This window comes from Sulfitobacter sp. F26204, from assembly GCF_026410305.1.
Taxonomy (GTDB): domain Bacteria; phylum Pseudomonadota; class Alphaproteobacteria; order Rhodobacterales; family Rhodobacteraceae; genus Sulfitobacter.
On the sequence record NZ_JAPMLQ010000001.1, the window covers coordinates 14,499 to 30,704 of the forward strand.

The following is a 16,206-nucleotide window of genomic DNA, read 5'->3' on the forward strand; positions in this document are numbered from 1 at the left end:
CCAGAGCGCGGTTAATCGTAGCTGCGCTGATCTTCGATCACCAATCCGTCCTTGGGCAGGCTTCCGGGCGCAACCACGACAACTTTGCCCTTGAGTTTCAACAGCTGTGTGACCGATTGCGCATAGTGGTCCGCATCCCCCCCCGCGCTTTCTATATGCACGGTCATAACGTCCTGTTCGCCCGAACGGCTTGCGACCACGCGGGCTTTGCAAACTTCTTCGTGATGCGCAACCAATGCGGCCACCTGTTCAGGACGCACAAACATCCCCTTGATCTTGGTCGTTTGATCGGCGCGCCCCATCCAGCCCTTGATCCGCCGGTTGGTCCGCCCGCAGGGCGATGTTCCCTCCATGATTGCCGACAGATCCCCGGTCGCAAATCGGATCAACGGATAATCGGGGTTCAGCGTTGTCACCACGACTTCGCCGACCTCACCAGCAGGCACAGGATCACCCGTGCCCGGCGTCAAAATCTCGACGATCACCCCTTCATCCAGAATCATACCGTCCATCGCGGCGCTCTCAAAGGCGATATTGCCGACATCCGCCGTGGCATAACACTGTAAGCAGGAAATGCCGCGATCAATGTAATACTGCCGTAACGAGGGGAACAATGCACCGCCGCCAACCGCCGCCTTGGCGATGCCAAGTGCAACGCCCATCTCATCTGCTTTTTCCAGAATGATCTTGAGGTAATCCGGCGTGCCCGCATAGGCAGTCGTGCCAATATCCCTCGCAGCAGTCACCTGCAATTCGGTCTGGCCCACACCGGCAGGCAGGACCTTTGCGCCAACGGCACGCGCACCGCTTTCGAACATGTGGCCCGCCGGCGTCAGATGATAACCGAAACAGTTCTGAACAATATCATCCGCCCCAAGGCCCGCCGCATGCAGAAACCGCCCCATGCGGAACCAGTCATGGCTGGACCCTCCCGGCTCATAGATCGGGCCGGGTGATTGGAATACGTGGGTGATATTATGCACATTGATCCCGCCAAAAGGGGGCGTGGCTTTCTGACGGTCGGTCAGGTCCGATTTGCGCAGCACCGGCAACTTGGCCAGATCGGCAAGGCTGTTCATCTCCGCCTCAACGCCCGTCCGCGACAATTGCGACCGCAGCGCACTCAGCTGCGCAGCCTCCCGTGCATCGGCACTGCGTGTTTCCAGTTCATCAAAAAAGGTGTCAGGCATGAGGTACATCCATCAGGGGTGGGAGACAGGCCCACCTTACGGGCGCTGCACAGGTTAGGAGGGCGTGTCGCCCCCCCGTTGTCTCAGCTCAGCCAACGCTTGCGGCGACGATAGCTGCGCACATCGCGAAAGGATTTGCGCCCCTCGTCCGACATGCCCAGATAGAATTCTTTCACGTCCTGATTCTCGCGCAGATCGGCAGCAGGGCCGTCCATCACCACACGACCCGATTCCAGGATGTAGCCGTAATGCGCAAAACGCAGCGCGACGTTGGTATTCTGTTCGGCCAAAAGAAAGGTGACCCCTTCCTTTTCGTTGATCTCTTTCACGATATTGAAAATCTGTTCCACAAGCTGTGGTGCCAATCCCATGGAGGGTTCATCCAGCAGGATCGTTTCAGGCTTGGACATCAAGGCGCGGCCCACGGCACACATCTGCTGCTCACCGCCCGAAGTATAGCCGGCTTGCGATTTGCGTCGTTCGCGCAACCGTGGAAAATAATTGTAGACCATCTCAAGATCGGCTGCGATCGCGCCTTTGCCCTCGGTCCGGGTATAGGCACCGGTCAGCAGGTTTTCCTCAACCGTCAGATGTTCGAAACAGTGGCGGCCTTCCATCACCTGCACGACACCCTTTTTCACCGTTTCCGCGGGGTCCGCATGGGCTATATCCAGACCGTGATACTTGATCGATCCTTTCGTCACTTCGCCGCGTTCACTGGCCAGCAGACCCGATATAGCCTTGAGTGTTGTGGTCTTACCTGCGCCATTGCCACCCAAAAGCGCGGTGATTCCGCCCTTGGGAACGTTCAGGCTCACGCCTTTCAACACCAGGATCACATGATTGTAGATCACTTCGATGTTGTTGACTTCCAAAACATTTGTCTGGGTCTCAGTCGCGTCCAGCATGTTGATCCTGCCCTTCAAATTCGAATGCCCGGCGGCAGGGGTCCCGCCGCCGGAAGAATCTTGCAGCTTCAGCGCATCAGCACTGAGGCTCGATCTTGTTTTCTGCCGCATAGGCTGCAGAATCTTCGGCGATCAGCGGCCCGACAACATCGACATCTGTCGCGCTGAAATCCGAAATCAGCGACCATGTCTTGGTGGATGCATCCCACTGGGTCACCCCGACAAGACCATCCCCACCATGGTTGGAGCAGGAAACGTCAAAGGCCGGACCAAAGTTCGGCAGACCAAGCGCCGCCATCTTTTCCTCGGTGATCGACAGGGCTTCCATGCCATCGCGCATCTGCGCCGCATTGATCTCTGCAACGCCGTGGATTTCCTGCGCTGTTTTCACGGCTTCCGCCGCCAACATCGCCGCATAGAGACCGCGGTTATACAATACCGTACCGATCTGGTCGCCAGCACCGGCTGCCTTGCCTGCATCCACAACATACTTCTGGATGTCGTCAAAGACCGGGAAATCGTCACCCACACCATGGAAGGTCAACGCCTTGTACCCATCTGCTGCATCACCCGCTGCCAGCACGTCATTTTCAGAACCGGACCACCAGATGCCAATGAAGTTTTCCATCGGGAAACGGATGTTGGCCGCTTCCTGAACCGCAACCTGGTTCATCACGCCCCAACCATACATGATTACATAATCAGGCTTGTCGCGACGGATCTGCAACCATTGTGATTTCTGCTCCTGACCGGGGTGATCGACCGGCACTTCCTTGAACTCGAAACCGTGCTTCTCGGACAGTTCCTGCAGGGTGCGGATCGGCTCCTTGCCATAGGCAGAGTTGTGATAGACCAAGGCAATTTTCTTGCCCTTCAGGTCGCCACCGTTCTCTTTCAGCAAATAGTTGATCGCGCCAGACGCGCCATCCCAGTAGTTTGCGGGATAGTTGAACGTATGGCTGAACACATCGCCGTTCTTGGCAGAAGTACGACCATAGCCCATGGTATGCATCGGAATATCGTCCGCTGTCGTTTTGGGGATCAACTGATAGGTAATGCCCGTGGACAGCGGCTGATAGACCAAGCCGCCGCCGCCTTTCAGCGACTCATAGCATTCCACACCCTTTTCAGTATTATACCCTGTCTCGCACTCCGGCACAGAAGTCATCACACCACCGATGCCGCCATCACGGGCATTCAGCATGGTGAAATAATCTGCATAACCATCAGCAAACGGAATTCCGCCCGCCGCATAAGGACCAGTGCGATAGCTGAGTGATGGGAACACAAGGTCCGCCATTGCTGGCGCCGCAGCCATCATTGCCGCCACGGCCAGTGTACCTAGTTTGTATTTCATCGGTGTTTCCTCCCAGAATGTTATCCGATTTCGCATAGGGCGGGGGGATCCCCGCCATCTTCCCGTGACCGTCCCTAGTGCGGGAAGGGCCACAATCTCAGTTTCTCTTTTGCAACGCGCCACAATTGGGCAATGCCGTGCGGCTCTGCGATCAGGAAGATCACGATCAACCCCCCCACAACAACAAGCTGCAGATGCGCCACAATATCCGTCGGCCAGCCGAACCAGTCGACGCCGACAACCTTCAGCGCCACAGGCAGCAGCACCAGAAACGCCGCCCCCGCGAAAGAGCCAAAGATGCTGCCCAGACCGCCGATGATGATCATGAAGAGAACAAGGAACGACTTGGTGATACCAAAGGCCTCGCCGACTTCGACAGCGCCCAGATAGACAGCAAAAAACAAGGCACCCGAGATACCGATAAAGAACGAAGACACCATAAACGCGGTCAGCTTCGCCTTCAGCGGGTTCACCCCGATGATCTCGGCTGCAATATCCATGTCACGGATCGCCATCCATTTGCGCCCGGATGCCCCTCGCGTCATGTTGCGTGCAATCACGGCACTGACAATGGTGAAGAACAGACAGAACAGATAGGTCGCCCAGGGCGTGGTCGAGGGCCCGGTGATCAATGCACCCATAAATTCACGCTCTGGCGCGGAAATCTGGCCCGAAGCGGAATAGTTATAGAACCAGGCCACACGGTTGAACAACCACACCAGGAAAAATTGCGCGGCCAATGTCGCCACCGCCAGATAAAAACCCTTGATCCGCAAGGAGGGCAGACCAAAGAGCACACCAACAGCGGCCGTCATCACCCCGCCCATGATCACGGAGAAAAAGATGTTGAACTCCGGCAATCGGAACAGCAATTCACCGCCCCACCAGATGTCCACACCGGTCATGAACTTGTAGCAAGAGTAGGCCCCCACAGCCATGAAGCCGCCAGTGCCAAGACTGACCTGCCCGCAATAGCCGACCAGAATATTCAACCCCAGAGCTGCAATCGCGTAGATCAGGAAAGGCAACAGAAGGCTGTTCGCCCAATAGTCGTTGATGATGAACGGGATCACAAATATGGCGATAAACAACACCACATAATAACGATACCGGTCAAACTTGATCGGAAAGGTCTGCTGGTCTTCGGCGTAGGTCGTTCTGAAATCGCCTGCTTCACGGTAGAACATTTAGGCCTCCATTGTGGTGGGTTTCACCCACCCTAGGGATTTCATTGTAAGGTGGGTGAAACCCACGCACCGGTTCATATCAAACACGCTCAATGATTTTCTCCCCGAACAATCCCTGCGGACGGAACACCAGGAACAAGAGCGCCAGCATATAGGCAAACCAGTTCTCGGTCGCGCCACCAAGGTATGGCGCACCGATCAGGAATTCGAACAGCTTCTCACCCACCCCGATGATCAGACCACCCACGATGGCGCCGGGAATGGAAGTGAACCCGCCCAGCATCAGCACCGGCAGCGCCTTCAAGGCAATCAGCGACAGGGAAAACTGCACACCAGATTTCGCGCCCCACATGATCCCTGCAACCAATGCCACGAACCCCGCCAGTGACCAGACCAAGACCCAGATAAAGTTCAGCGACACACCCACCGACAAAGCCGCCTGATGGTCGTCCGCCACAGCCCGCATCGCGCGGCCCTGCTTGGTATATTGCGCAAACATCACCAGCCCGACCACCAGAATGGCCGCCACTATCGACGCGACAATATCCAGGTTGTCGATAAAGAACCCGTAGCCCAGCGCCTCATAGGTCGTGCCCTCAAGCCAGACGTTCATGCCCTGCGGCAGACAGGCTGTTTCTGTGGCACAGACATTCAATGCCTTCAACTCGGAGCCCCACATCAGGTCCGCCACCCCTTCCAGGAAATAGGCCAGTCCGATGGTCGCCATGAACAGGATGATCGGTTCTTGCCCCACCAGATGTTTGAACACGAATTTCTGGACCATCCACGCCAGGGCGATCATCACAACCACGGTCAGCGCAATGGCCAGGAACGAATGAACGTGCCATCCGAAGTGATGTACATCCGTGCCGAAAATCGCATTGATCAGATGCGCAAAGGGCACCTGACCATTCTGGATCCCGACCAGTGTCATCGCCGCAAACAGCGCCATCACGCCCTGTGCATAGTTGAAAATACCTGAGGCCTTGTAAATCAGCACAAAGCCAAGCGCGACCAGCGCATAGAGCACCCCCGCCATCAACCCATTCGCAAAGACCTCAATGGTAAAAGCCAGCTGTTCGTTCATGAATTCGCTCCCGAAATTGCTGCGCTGCGGCGGTATATGAGGGGTGTATCAGGGGTGCACGCCCGGTGCATGGTGGACTCAACAGCCAGATCAGTCATGCGCCACTCCCAGATAGGCGTCGATCACGTCCTGATTGTTGCGTACGTCATGGGGTGTGCCATCACCGATCTTCTTGCCGTAATCCATCACGACAACCCGGTCCGACAGGTCCATGACCACACCCATATCATGTTCGATCAGCGCGATCGTGGTGCCGAATTCGTCGTTCACATCCAGAATAAAGCGGCTCATGTCCTCTTTCTCCTCGACGTTCATCCCCGCCATCGGCTCGTCCAACAACAGGATCGACGGCTCCGCCGCCAAGGCGCGCGCCAGCTCAACCCGCTTTTTCAACCCATAAGGAAGCCGCGCCACTGGGGTTTTGCGAATGGCTTGAATCTCCAGAAAATCAATAATCTTTTCAGCGACTTCCCGGTTGGCGATCTCTTCTTCCTCGGCCTTTCCCTTCCACAGGGACTGGGCAAACAGCCCAGTTTTCATATGGGTCAATCGGCCCGTCATCACATTGTCCAGAACGCTCATGCCCTCAAACAGGGCAATATTCTGAAAGGTGCGCGCAATGCCCTGCTGGGCAACCTCGAATGGTTTCATCGACGGACGGCGCGCTCCCTTGTACCAGACCTCGCCCTCTTGCGGTACATAAAAGCCGGAAATCACATTGAGCATCGAGGATTTACCCGCCCCGTTCGGCCCGATGATCGCACGGATTTCGCCTTCGCGAATATCAAAGGAAATATCCTTGATCGCCTCGACCCCGCCAAACCGCAGGGTGATATTCTTCATCTCCATCACCACCGGCCCGATGGTACGGCCATCCGCAGTGACATAGCTTTCTGTAACGTCTTTCACGCAACACCATCCTTCATCTTGCCTGTTAAACTCAAGACCACCCTCACCCCGGCCACTGCGTCGGTTTGGGTTCCCTCCTTGTGAAAGAGCGTCGCAATCGGGTGTCTCATCGTCACTCCGCCGCCATCTTCTTGGCTGAAGCCGGCACAACCTTCGCATCGCATACCGCCAGAGTGGCCTTGATCGACCCTTTGCGCCCGTCTTCATAGGTGACTTCCGTCTCGGTACTGACCGAAGCAGATCCATCATAAAGCGCTGCGATGATATCGGCGTATTTCTCTTCGATGATGCGGCGGCGTACCTTGCGGGTCCGTGTCAATTCACCGTCATCCGCGTCCAGTTCCTTGTGTAGCACAACAAAGCGGTGCACCTGACAACCGGACAGCATCTCGTCTTCCGCGACCGAGGCATTGGCCTCTTCAACATGCGCTTCGATCTGCGCCAGCACCTGTGGATGCTGCGCCAATTCTTGATAGGACGCATAGCCGATATTGTTGCGTTCGGCCCAATTGCCAACCGCCGTCAGGTCGATGTTGATGAAGGCGGTGCAATTGTCCCTGCCATTACCAAAGACCACGGCTTCCAGTATGTTGGGAAAAAACTTCAGCTTGTTCTCCACATACTTCGGTGCGAACAGGGCACCATCGGCCATTTTGCCAACGTCCTTGGCCCGGTCGATGATGCGCAGATGGCCCGAGCTTTCTTCGATGAACCCGGCATCACCGGTTGCCACCCAGCCTTCGGCATCCTTGGTGTCGGCGGTGCTTTCAGCGTTCTTGTAATATTCGACAAAGACACCGGGCGAACGATAGAAGACCTCGCCATTCTCGGCGATCTTCAGTTCCACACCAGGACAGGTCACGCCCACGGTATCGCTGCGCACTTCGCCGTCCGGCTGGGCCGTGATAAACACCGTGGCTTCGGTCTGGCCGTACAATTGTTTCAGGTTGATCCCCAAAGACCGATAGAAATCAAAGATTTCCGGCCCGATTGCCTCGCCCGCGGTATAGCCTACGCGCACACGGCTGAACCCCAGGGTATTCTTCAACGGCCCATAGACGAATGCTTCGCCCAATTTGTATTTGAAACGGTCCCACTGGCTGACGGGTTTGCCATCCAGAATTGCCGGTCCGACCTTGCGGGCATGTGCCATGAACGTGTCAAACAGCCACTTTTTCATGCGGCTGGCGTCTTCCATGCGGATCATCACACTGGTCAGCTGTGTTTCAAACACGCGCGGTGGTGCGAAATAATAGGTCGGTCCGATCTCGCGCAGGTCCAGATGCATGGTGTCCGCGCTTTCAGGGCAATTGGTACAGAAACCGGTCCACAGGGCCTGACCGACGGAAAAGATGAAATCGCCGACCCAGGCCATTGGCAGATAGGCCAGAATCTCGTCTGATTGGCGCAGGTCATCAAATTGTGAGGATGATTTCGCGGTCTCGATCACATTCCGGTTGGACAGGACCACGCCCTTGGGCTTGCCCGTCGTGCCTGACGTATACAGCATCACACAGGTGCTGTCATAATCCAGCTTGGCCTGGCGTGCTTCCAGCGCCTTGATGTGCTGGTCACGGGTTCTGCGGCCAATTTCCTGGACATTTGAATATTGCTTGAGAATTGCGTGATCGTATTTGCGCAGCCCGCGTGGATCGAGATAGATCATCTGCTCGAATTGCGGCAGTTGCTCCTGCACTTCAAAAATCTTGTCGACCTGTTCCTGGTCGCCGACAATGGCAAATCGCGCACCGCAATGGCTCATGGTAAAGGCCATTTCTTCGGCATTTGCATCCTGATACAGTGGCACAGGTATCGCACCACACATCTCGGCCGCCATCATCGCCCAGTAGAGATACGGACGGTTGCGCCCGATAATGGCGACAAAGTCACCCTCAGCGATGCCCATATCCATCATACCCAACGCAAGCGCCTCGACCTCATCACGGGTCTGCGCCCAGGTCCAACTTTGCCAGATGCCGTATTCTTTCTCGCGATACGCAGGTGCGTTGGCGTATTTCGTTGCATTACGATGCAAAAGCGCCGGAACGGACTGCGGTCCGTCGGCGCGTTCCTGTGGCGTGGCCAAGATCTTTCCTCCCTTACTGCCCGTTTAGTTGGGGCAGGGTCGATCGCTTGATGCGATTCTCACATCACCAAGGATGCTACGATTAAACTGGAGGTCAACTTTTTCCTGAACTTTTCTCAATCCTTACGAATTGTAACAGGCCGCTCTTTCCTGTGTTTGTTCCTTTGCCCCAGCCGCGCCAAGCTGCTACCGATAGGGCGGGAGGCATGATGCAAATAGACGAAGAACTGGCGATAGCCCAGACCAGAGAAATGACAAATGCAGGGCTGAACCTGATTGCACAGGCGCTAACCATCTACGATTCCGCTCTGAATCTCGTCATCAGCAACGCGCCTTTTCAGCAGATGTTCAATTTGCCGGAATCCCTTGTCACGCCCGGTGCCCCCTTTGAAGACACCATACGTCACCTTGCCTCGCGTGGCGAATACGGGCCGGTGGATGACATCGATGCCTTTGTGACAGAACGTATTGACCAAGCTCTGGCCTTCCAACCGCATTATATGGAACGCACCCGTGCCAATGGCCGTACCATCAGCGTCGAAGGATCCCCCCTTCCCCAGGGTGGCTGGGTTACAGTCTATACAGATATTACCGCAACCAAGGCACAGGAAGCGCTGCTCTCGGCGCGCTCTGATGCCCTGTCCGATCAGGTGCTGGCCCATTCTGAACAGCTGGCCGCAACCAACCGGGAATTGGCGGCGATGATCACCACGCTGGAAGAAACCAAACGCCAGTTGACCGCATCAGAGGCCCGGACACGGCTGACGACTGAAATGATGCCCGCCCATATCGCCCATGTCGACACCGAGGGGCGCTACACGTTCTCCAACCGCAAACTTTCAAGCGTAATCCCCGGACGACAGAACGACATCGTAGGGCTGCACATCCGCACCGCCCTTGGCCAATCGGCCTACGGCAGGATCGAAACCGCGCTTGCAACGGCGTTCGATGGCAAACCGTCGGTTATCGAATTCACCGATGCCCCCTCAGCGCGCCGCATCCGCGCCGCCTTTACGCCCGATACCGCAGGCGGGGCCTATATCCTGTCGATGGACATCACCGAAGAAACCCAAACCCGTGAGGCTTTGCAGCAAACCCGCAAGCGGGAAACAGCTGCACAGATGATCTCGGGCCTTGCCCATGATTTTTCGAATCTGTTGACGATTATTCTGGGCATGCAATCGCGTATCAGTCGCCTGCCTGCATTGCCCGACGAAGCCCGTGATCTGGTCAAAGGCACGCTTGCAGCAGCGCGGCGCGGCGGCACATTACTCAGTTCGATAGCGGATGTGACCGGGCCCCGCGCTCTGCGCCCCACAGCAACTGATCCTGCCGGCCTGTTGAACGATCTGGCCCTGCTGGCCTCACCTGCCCTGCCTTCGGGGATGCAGCTCGAAATCTACAATGATGCACCTGAAGAGGCTGTATTGCTGGACAAGGGCATGATCACCGATTGCTTGCTGAACCTGATCCTGAATGCGCGGGACGCTTGCGGCGCCACGGGCAGGATCACCCTCACCCAGCGCGCGGTTGGCGGAACGTGGATGGAATGGACTCTTGAGGACGACGGCCCCGGTTTCTCGGTCACAGCACTCGAACGCGGCATTGACCCCTTCTTTACCACCAAAGGTTCCGAGGGCAGTGGCCTGGGCCTGTCTATGGTCTATGACATGACAAAATCTGCCGGCGGCGATCTGCGCCTGCGCAATGGGGAAACGGGTGCCTGCGTCATTCTGCGTCTGCCCTACCGCATCGCCTTGGCCGCCACGACGGGGCTGGTCCTGCTGGTCGAGGATGACGGTGACATTCGCACCGCGGTACGCGACATGCTGATGGGACTGGGCCATTCGGTGATCGAGGCAACCAGCGCTGACGAAGCCACTGCCCTGCTTGCCGATCTCCCCGACATCGCCATGGTCCTGTCCGACATTCAATTGGTGGGCGAAGCCACCGGCCTGGACCTCGTCCAACGCATCGGCACACGCCTGCCCCGTTTGTTGATGACGTCACTGCCCCCTGACCATGCGCTGTTTCGGGCCGGTCAGAAACTGGCTCCGGTGCTGCGCAAACCCTTCACCGCAGAAGACCTTGCCGCCCTGATTACACCGACTCAGGTAGCCGCAGAATGACCCGCCCCCTGGTTACGATCCTTGATGATGAACCCGAAATCCGCATCCTGCTGGCCGACGCGCTGGAAGAAGCCGGCTTTGACACGCTCAGCTTCGGACGCGCCCGTGCCTTCGAGGCCGCCCTGGCCAAGCGCACACCAGATGTCTGCCTTGTTGATCTCAGCTTGCCTGATACCGACGGCCTGACTCTGGTCCATCGTCTCGCGCTTGAACAGGGTGCGGTGGTTATCATCATCTCGGGCCGCGCACAGGTGCAGGACCGTGTTACCGGGCTTGAACTCGGCGCGGATGACTACATCATCAAACCTTTTGATCCGGCCGAGGTTGTTGCACGCATCCGCGCCCGCCTGCGCAGCCCCAAGCCTTCAACCCATGTTGCTGATACCGCGCATTTCGAAGGCTGGACGGCACATTTTGACCGCTATGTTCTCTGTGACAGCGATGGCACGGAGGTTGCCTTTTCGCACGCGGAATCCGAAGTACTGCGGTTGTTTCTGGACAGCCCAAAGCGGCTGATCAGCCGTGCCCAGATGCAGGAATCCCTTGGGGGGGCCGCCTCTGAAAGCTTTGATCGCGCCATGGATGTCCGTATTTCACGCCTGCGCACGAAGTTGCGCGAAGATCCGAAAAATCCGCAGTTGATCAAGACGATTTACGGCGCGGGCTATATCTTTCTGGGTGATGTAACGTGGAGCTGACCCTGCGGCAACACCGCCCCGACGATCCAGAGCTCGGCGCGCTCCTGAACCTGATCCAGACCTGCTTTGCCTTTATGGAGGGGGTGATCGATCCACCTTCCTCCATGACACGGTTGACCCCAGGGACGATAGCCGAACAGGCCAGCATCGGAGAGGTCTGGTCTCTCGGTATGCCCCCCGCCGCCTGCATCTTTCTTACCCCAAAGGACGACCTGCTCTGGTTAGGCAAGATTGCGGTCGCCCCACGGCTGCGCGGTCAAGGTCTGGCACGCAGGATGGTGGAACATGCCGCCCGCAGGGCAAGGGCACTTGGCTGCACCGGCCTTGCACTTCAGGCCCGGATCGAACTGACAGCCAACCACAAAGCTTTTCGCGCCATGGGGTTTTCCGAAGTGGCGCGCAGCGCGCATCCCGGCTACGACCGCCCTACCTCCATCACCTTTCAGCGTGTACTCGTCTGATCCAGAGCCGCCGCCGCATGTGCCAGCACCTCCAGCCCAGCCACCAGATCAACCTCATCGGTATCTTCCTCAAAGGCATGACTGATGCCATTGATGGATGGCACGAAAAGCATCGCAACCGGCATCAACCGCGACACATTGGTTGCATCATGCAGAGCCCCAGACGGCATGTTGCGCCATAGCCCCGGTGCTACCCGTGCCGCGCCCTGCTCCAGCGCCCCACGCAGCCGGGGATCCATGGCAACCGGCTCCAGCCCAAGCATCGGCCCGTAGTCAAGCGTCAGTCCCATATCATCAGCCACCTGAAGCGCAGTCTCGCGGATGATTCCTTCCATCCGGTCCAGCCGCTCGGAGTCCCCGTCGCGCCACTGCATCGAAAAACGCGCGCGCCCGGGAACAATAGACGAGGCATTCGGATGCAAGGTCACATGCCCGATTGTCCAGACTGTCGTTGGCGTAACCACATTGCGAAACCGGTCGTTCAACGCGGTGTTGAACGCCGACACCGCCTGAAACGCATCCCGCCGCAGATGCATCGGTGTGGTGCCTGCATGGTTTTGCTGGCCTTCGAAGGTGATCTTCATATCGCGGATGCCGACAATATCCGTCACCACCCCAATTTGCTCTCCACTGCGATCCAATGTCGGGCCCTGTTCGATATGCAATTCGACAAAACCGCTGAACCGGCCCGGATCAACCTCCCCCGTCACCATCCCCGCCATGGCCCGCCGCGCCTGCGCCAACGGGACACCGGCATGGTCCGTCAGACCATCTGCCTGCGCCAGGTTCATCTGTCCCGACCAGACCGCCGACCCGGTTGTCACCCCAAAGCGCCCCTCTTCATCCTGAAAGGAGACCACCGATATTGCGGGACCGCCCGCCTCCTTGGCGGCCCGTGCGACCTCAAGCGCCGCAATGACACCCAGTGCACCGTCCAACCAGCCGCCTTCGGGCTGGCTGTCGGAGTGAGACCCCATCAGGAGTGATTCCCCTTCCGCCAGACCGAAGGTATTGCCCATAGCATCAACTGCTGCCCGCAGGCCCGCCGCCTCAAAACGCTCCATCAGCCAGGCACGGGCATCCATATCCGCCTGTGAATAGGCAGGACGCACCACCCCTTTGCCGATGCCGGAGGCACCGAAAGACCGCAATTGATGCAGGTCCGCCAAAAACCGCTTTGGATCAACCTTCACAGCATCCCCCTTTTCACTTTGCAAATTAACCTCTGGGAGAGTTTGAGAGGGCTAGCCCTCTCATCAACAGAATAAAATCGCATGTGCCGAAGGCACGCAATCCGGTCACTCCGCCGCAACCTGCCCTGCGGCCGGTTCAACCCTCACGGCAGAAAACTTGAACTCGGGGATCTTGCCATATGGATCCACCGCCGGATTGGTCAGGATGTTCGCCGCCGCCTCGACATAGGCAAAAGGCAGGAACACCATATCCGGCGAGACCGCGCGATCCTCACGCGCCATGATCTCGATTGATCCACGTTTGGTCGACAGGCGCAGATGCTCTCCGGGTTCCACGCCCAGTTTACGCAGAGTGGACGGATGCAGGGAACAATTCGCCTCGGGCTCCAGCCCGTCCAGCACCGTCGCCCGGCGTGTCATCGATCCGGTGTGCCAATGCTCCAACTGACGCCCGGTGATCAGGATCATCGGGAATTCAGCGTCCGGCACATCATCAGGTGCGATGATTGACGCGGGTGTAAACCGCGCACGGCCATCCGGACGCGGGAAACCGTCGGCGAAAACAATCGCCTGACCTGGATCAGTGGGGGACAGCGACGGATAGGTAACCGCATTCTCGCGTTCCAATCTTTCCCAGGTAATGTTGTCGAGCGAGCGCATGTTCAGCTTCATCTCGGCAAAGACCTCTGCAGGCGAGTGATAGGACCAGCCCAGACCCAGCCGTTTGGCCAGTTCCACCTCGATCCACCAATCCTCACGGGCGTCACCGGGGGGGGGCACTGCAACGCGGCCCATCTGAACCTGTCGGTTGGTATTGGTCACCGTCCCTGACTTCTCGGCAAAGGCGCTCGCCGGCAAGATCACATCGGCGTAATTCGCCGTTTCCGTGATAAAGATGTCCTGCACAACCAGATGTTCCAGTTTGGCCAGGGCATCGCGTGCATGTTCGACATCGGGGTCCGACATGGCAGGGTTTTCGCCCAGCACATACATGCCGCGAATGTCTCCGGCATGAACGGCGTCCATGATCTCGGTCACAGTCAACCCTTTCTGGTTCGAGAAATCCCCGGAACCCCAAACTTCGGTAAACGCCGAACGCACACCGTCATTCATGACCGATTGATAATCGGGCAGGAACATCGGCACGAGGCCCGCATCCGAAGCGCCCTGCACATTGTTCTGCCCGCGCAGGGGGTGCAGCCCCGCACCGGCACGTCCCACCTGTCCTGTCATCAGCGCCAGAGAAATCAGGCAACGGGAATTGTCCGTGCCGTGAATATGTTGCGACACGCCCATGCCCCAAAAGATCATCGCCGCATTGGCTCTGGCAAATGTGCGGGCGACATCGCGCAGGGTTTCGGCATCAATGCCACAAATCTGCGCCATCTTCTCCGGTGTAAATTTCTTAAGGTGCTCTTTTTCGGCTTCCCAGTTTTCCGTATAGGCCTCGATATACTGTTTGTCGTAGAGTTCTTCCTCGACAATCACATGCATGATCGCGTTCAGCATCGAAACATCTGTGCCGGGGCGGAATTGCAGCATGTGGCTTGCAAACCGCTTGAGCGCCTGCCCGCGCGGATCCATCACGATCAGCTTGCCACCACGTTTGGTGAACTGCTTGAAATAGGTCGCCGCAACGGGATGGTTCTCGATCGGGTTACAACCGATGGCAATCGCCACATCGGCGTTTTCGATCTCGTTAAAGGTTGCCGTCACGGCCCCCGATCCGACGTTTTCCATCAGCGCCGCAACCGAAGAGGCATGGCACAGGCGCGTGCAATGATCGACGTTGTTGTGACCAAAGCCTTGACGGATCATCTTCTGGAAAAGATAAGCCTCTTCATTGGTGCATTTGGCCGAACCAAAACCTGCAACGCCGGTGCCGCCAATGTCCTTCAGTCCCTTGGCCGCAAAATCCAGCGCCTCGTCCCAAGATGCCTCGCGAAAGAACTCATGCCAGTTGCCTGGATCCACATTCAACCCTTTGGCAGGGGCATCGTCACGCCGGATCAGCGGCTTTGTCAAACGGTGCTCATGGTGGATATAGTCAAAGCCAAATCGGCCTTTCACACAGAGGCGTCCCTCGTTCGCAGGGCCGTTGATCCCCTCGACATATTTCACCTTGTTGTCCTTGACCTTGAGCGAGATCTGACAGCCCACACCACAGAACGGGCAGATGCTTTCGACCTCGCTGTCGAAATCCGCGCTGTCACCGACCTGATTTTCGTCAACCACACTGGCGGGCATCAAGGCCCCTGTCGGACAGGCCTGCACACATTCACCGCAAGCCACACAAGTTGAATCGCCCATCGGATCTGCCATATCAAATGTCGGATAGCTGTCATGTCCACGTCCCGACATCCCGATCACGTCATTCACCTGTACCTCACGGCAAGCCCGCACACAAAGGCCGCATGAAATGCAGGCGTCAAGGTTGACAGACATCGCCAAATGGCTGTCATCGAGCAGCGGAATACGACCCGCTTCCAGCTTGGGAAATCGGCTTTCACTTACCCCGTTCATGGCAAACATATCGTACATGTGGCTTGATTTATCGTGGGCGACATCCTGTTCGGGCTGGTCGGCAGCAAGCAGCTCAACCACCATTTTGCGGGCATTTTTCGCACGCGGATTATTCGTCACCACAACCATCCCCTCGGAGGGTTCGCGGATACAGGAGGCGGCCAATGTCCGCTCTCCTTCAATCTCAACCATACAGGCGCGGCAGTTGCCATCGGGGCGGTACCCTGGCGCGGGTTTGTGACACAGATGCGGGATGATCAGCCCCCGGCCATTTGCCACCTCCCAAATGGTCAGACCGCTGTCCGCCTCGACTGTCTCGCCGTCGAGAGTGAATGTGATCTTGTCCGCCATGGCGCTTCTCCCAATTTCAGTCCCTATTCTATAGCGATTTCCAGGGACTGTCAGGAGTCCTAATCCCGACACCCTGCCCCAGTTTTACGCCAAGCCGGTTTCCGATAGACGACAGGAGTGCATTTCC

General features: G+C 57.5%; 12 protein-coding genes. 3 read left to right on the plus strand and 9 right to left on the minus strand.

Annotated elements, in window-relative coordinates:
* Positions 1–11: 11 nt before the first annotated feature.
* From OS190_RS00075 to OS190_RS00105, 7 genes are all read right to left on the minus strand, one after another.
* On the minus strand, positions 12–1,190 hold the full coding sequence (locus OS190_RS00075; RefSeq protein ID WP_416237355.1) for a phenylacetate--CoA ligase family protein: 1,179 nt from the start codon (positions 1,188–1,190) through the stop codon (positions 12–14).
* Between the two features lie 83 nt (positions 1,191–1,273).
* Positions 1,274–2,098: an ABC transporter ATP-binding protein gene (locus OS190_RS00080; protein ID WP_267156619.1), complete on the minus strand. Its 825-nt coding sequence runs from the start codon at positions 2,096–2,098 to the stop codon at positions 1,274–1,276.
* Positions 2,099–2,174: 76 nt separating this feature from the next.
* Positions 2,175–3,455: an ABC transporter substrate-binding protein gene (locus tag OS190_RS00085; protein WP_267156620.1), complete on the minus strand. Its 1,281-nt coding sequence runs from the start codon at positions 3,453–3,455 to the stop codon at positions 2,175–2,177.
* Between the two features lie 74 nt (positions 3,456–3,529).
* Positions 3,530–4,642: a branched-chain amino acid ABC transporter permease gene (locus OS190_RS00090; protein WP_267156621.1), complete on the minus strand. Its 1,113-nt coding sequence runs from the start codon at positions 4,640–4,642 to the stop codon at positions 3,530–3,532.
* 79 nt (positions 4,643–4,721) lie between these two features.
* A complete protein-coding gene (locus tag OS190_RS00095; protein ID WP_267156622.1) occupies positions 4,722–5,729 on the minus strand; it encodes a branched-chain amino acid ABC transporter permease in 1,008 nt (335 codons plus the stop codon).
* Positions 5,730–5,819: 90 nt separating this feature from the next.
* A complete protein-coding gene (locus OS190_RS00100) occupies positions 5,820–6,638 on the minus strand; it encodes an ABC transporter ATP-binding protein (RefSeq protein WP_267156623.1) in 819 nt (272 codons plus the stop codon).
* 112 nt (positions 6,639–6,750) lie between these two features.
* Positions 6,751–8,724 carry an AMP-binding protein gene (locus tag OS190_RS00105; protein WP_267156624.1) on the minus strand — a complete coding sequence of 658 codons (1,974 nt, stop codon included), beginning with the start codon at positions 8,722–8,724 and terminating at the stop codon, positions 6,751–6,753.
* 209 nt (positions 8,725–8,933) lie between these two features.
* Here OS190_RS00105 and OS190_RS00110 point away from each other — a divergent pair, with 209 nt between their 5' ends.
* From OS190_RS00110 to OS190_RS00120, 3 genes are read left to right on the plus strand one after another with little or no spacing between them, the layout of a single operon-like run.
* On the plus strand, positions 8,934–10,853 hold the full coding sequence (locus OS190_RS00110) for a PAS-domain containing protein (RefSeq protein ID WP_267157318.1): 1,920 nt from the start codon (positions 8,934–8,936) through the stop codon (positions 10,851–10,853).
* Positions 10,850–11,551, plus strand: a complete 702-nt coding sequence (locus OS190_RS00115; protein WP_267156625.1) for a response regulator transcription factor — start codon at positions 10,850–10,852, stop codon at positions 11,549–11,551. Before OS190_RS00110 ends, OS190_RS00115 begins: the two co-directional genes overlap by 4 nt.
* A complete protein-coding gene (locus tag OS190_RS00120) occupies positions 11,542–12,012 on the plus strand; it encodes a GNAT family N-acetyltransferase (RefSeq protein WP_416237356.1) in 471 nt (156 codons plus the stop codon). The genes OS190_RS00115 and OS190_RS00120 overlap by 10 nt, the downstream gene beginning before the upstream one ends.
* Here OS190_RS00120 and OS190_RS00125 read toward each other — a convergent pair.
* Both OS190_RS00125 and fdhF read right to left on the minus strand, forming a co-directional pair.
* The gene (locus OS190_RS00125; protein WP_267156626.1) at positions 11,994–13,205 is read right to left on the minus strand and encodes a Zn-dependent hydrolase; all 1,212 of its coding nucleotides are present in this window, start codon (positions 13,203–13,205) and stop codon (positions 11,994–11,996) included. The genes OS190_RS00120 and OS190_RS00125 overlap by 19 nt on opposite strands.
* A 105-nt stretch (positions 13,206–13,310) precedes the next feature.
* Positions 13,311–16,079, minus strand: coding sequence for a formate dehydrogenase subunit alpha (gene fdhF / locus OS190_RS00130; protein WP_267156627.1), 2,769 nt, complete (start codon positions 16,077–16,079; stop codon positions 13,311–13,313).
* Between the last annotated feature and the right edge of the window lie 127 nt (positions 16,080–16,206).

Bases quoted from the DNA above. Each gene is read 5' to 3' on its own strand.
- OS190_RS00080 (WP_267156619.1), bottom strand. From the start codon at position 2,098: ATGCTGGACGCGACTGAGACCCAGACAAATGTTTTGGAAGTCAACAAC.
- OS190_RS00110 (WP_267157318.1), top strand. From the start codon at position 8,934: ATGCAAATAGACGAAGAACTGGCGATAGCCCAGACCAGAGAAATGACA.
- OS190_RS00090 (WP_267156621.1), bottom strand. From the start codon at position 4,642: ATGTTCTACCGTGAAGCAGGCGATTTCAGAACGACCTACGCCGAAGAC.
- OS190_RS00085 (WP_267156620.1), bottom strand. From the start codon at position 3,455: ATGAAATACAAACTAGGTACACTGGCCGTGGCGGCAATGATGGCTGCG.
- OS190_RS00115 (WP_267156625.1), top strand. From the start codon at position 10,850: ATGACCCGCCCCCTGGTTACGATCCTTGATGATGAACCCGAAATCCGC.
- OS190_RS00095 (WP_267156622.1), bottom strand. From the start codon at position 5,729: ATGAACGAACAGCTGGCTTTTACCATTGAGGTCTTTGCGAATGGGTTG.
- OS190_RS00075 (WP_416237355.1), bottom strand. From the start codon at position 1,190: ATGCCTGACACCTTTTTTGATGAACTGGAAACACGCAGTGCCGATGCA.
- fdhF (WP_267156627.1), bottom strand. From the start codon at position 16,079: ATGGCGGACAAGATCACATTCACTCTCGACGGCGAGACAGTCGAGGCG.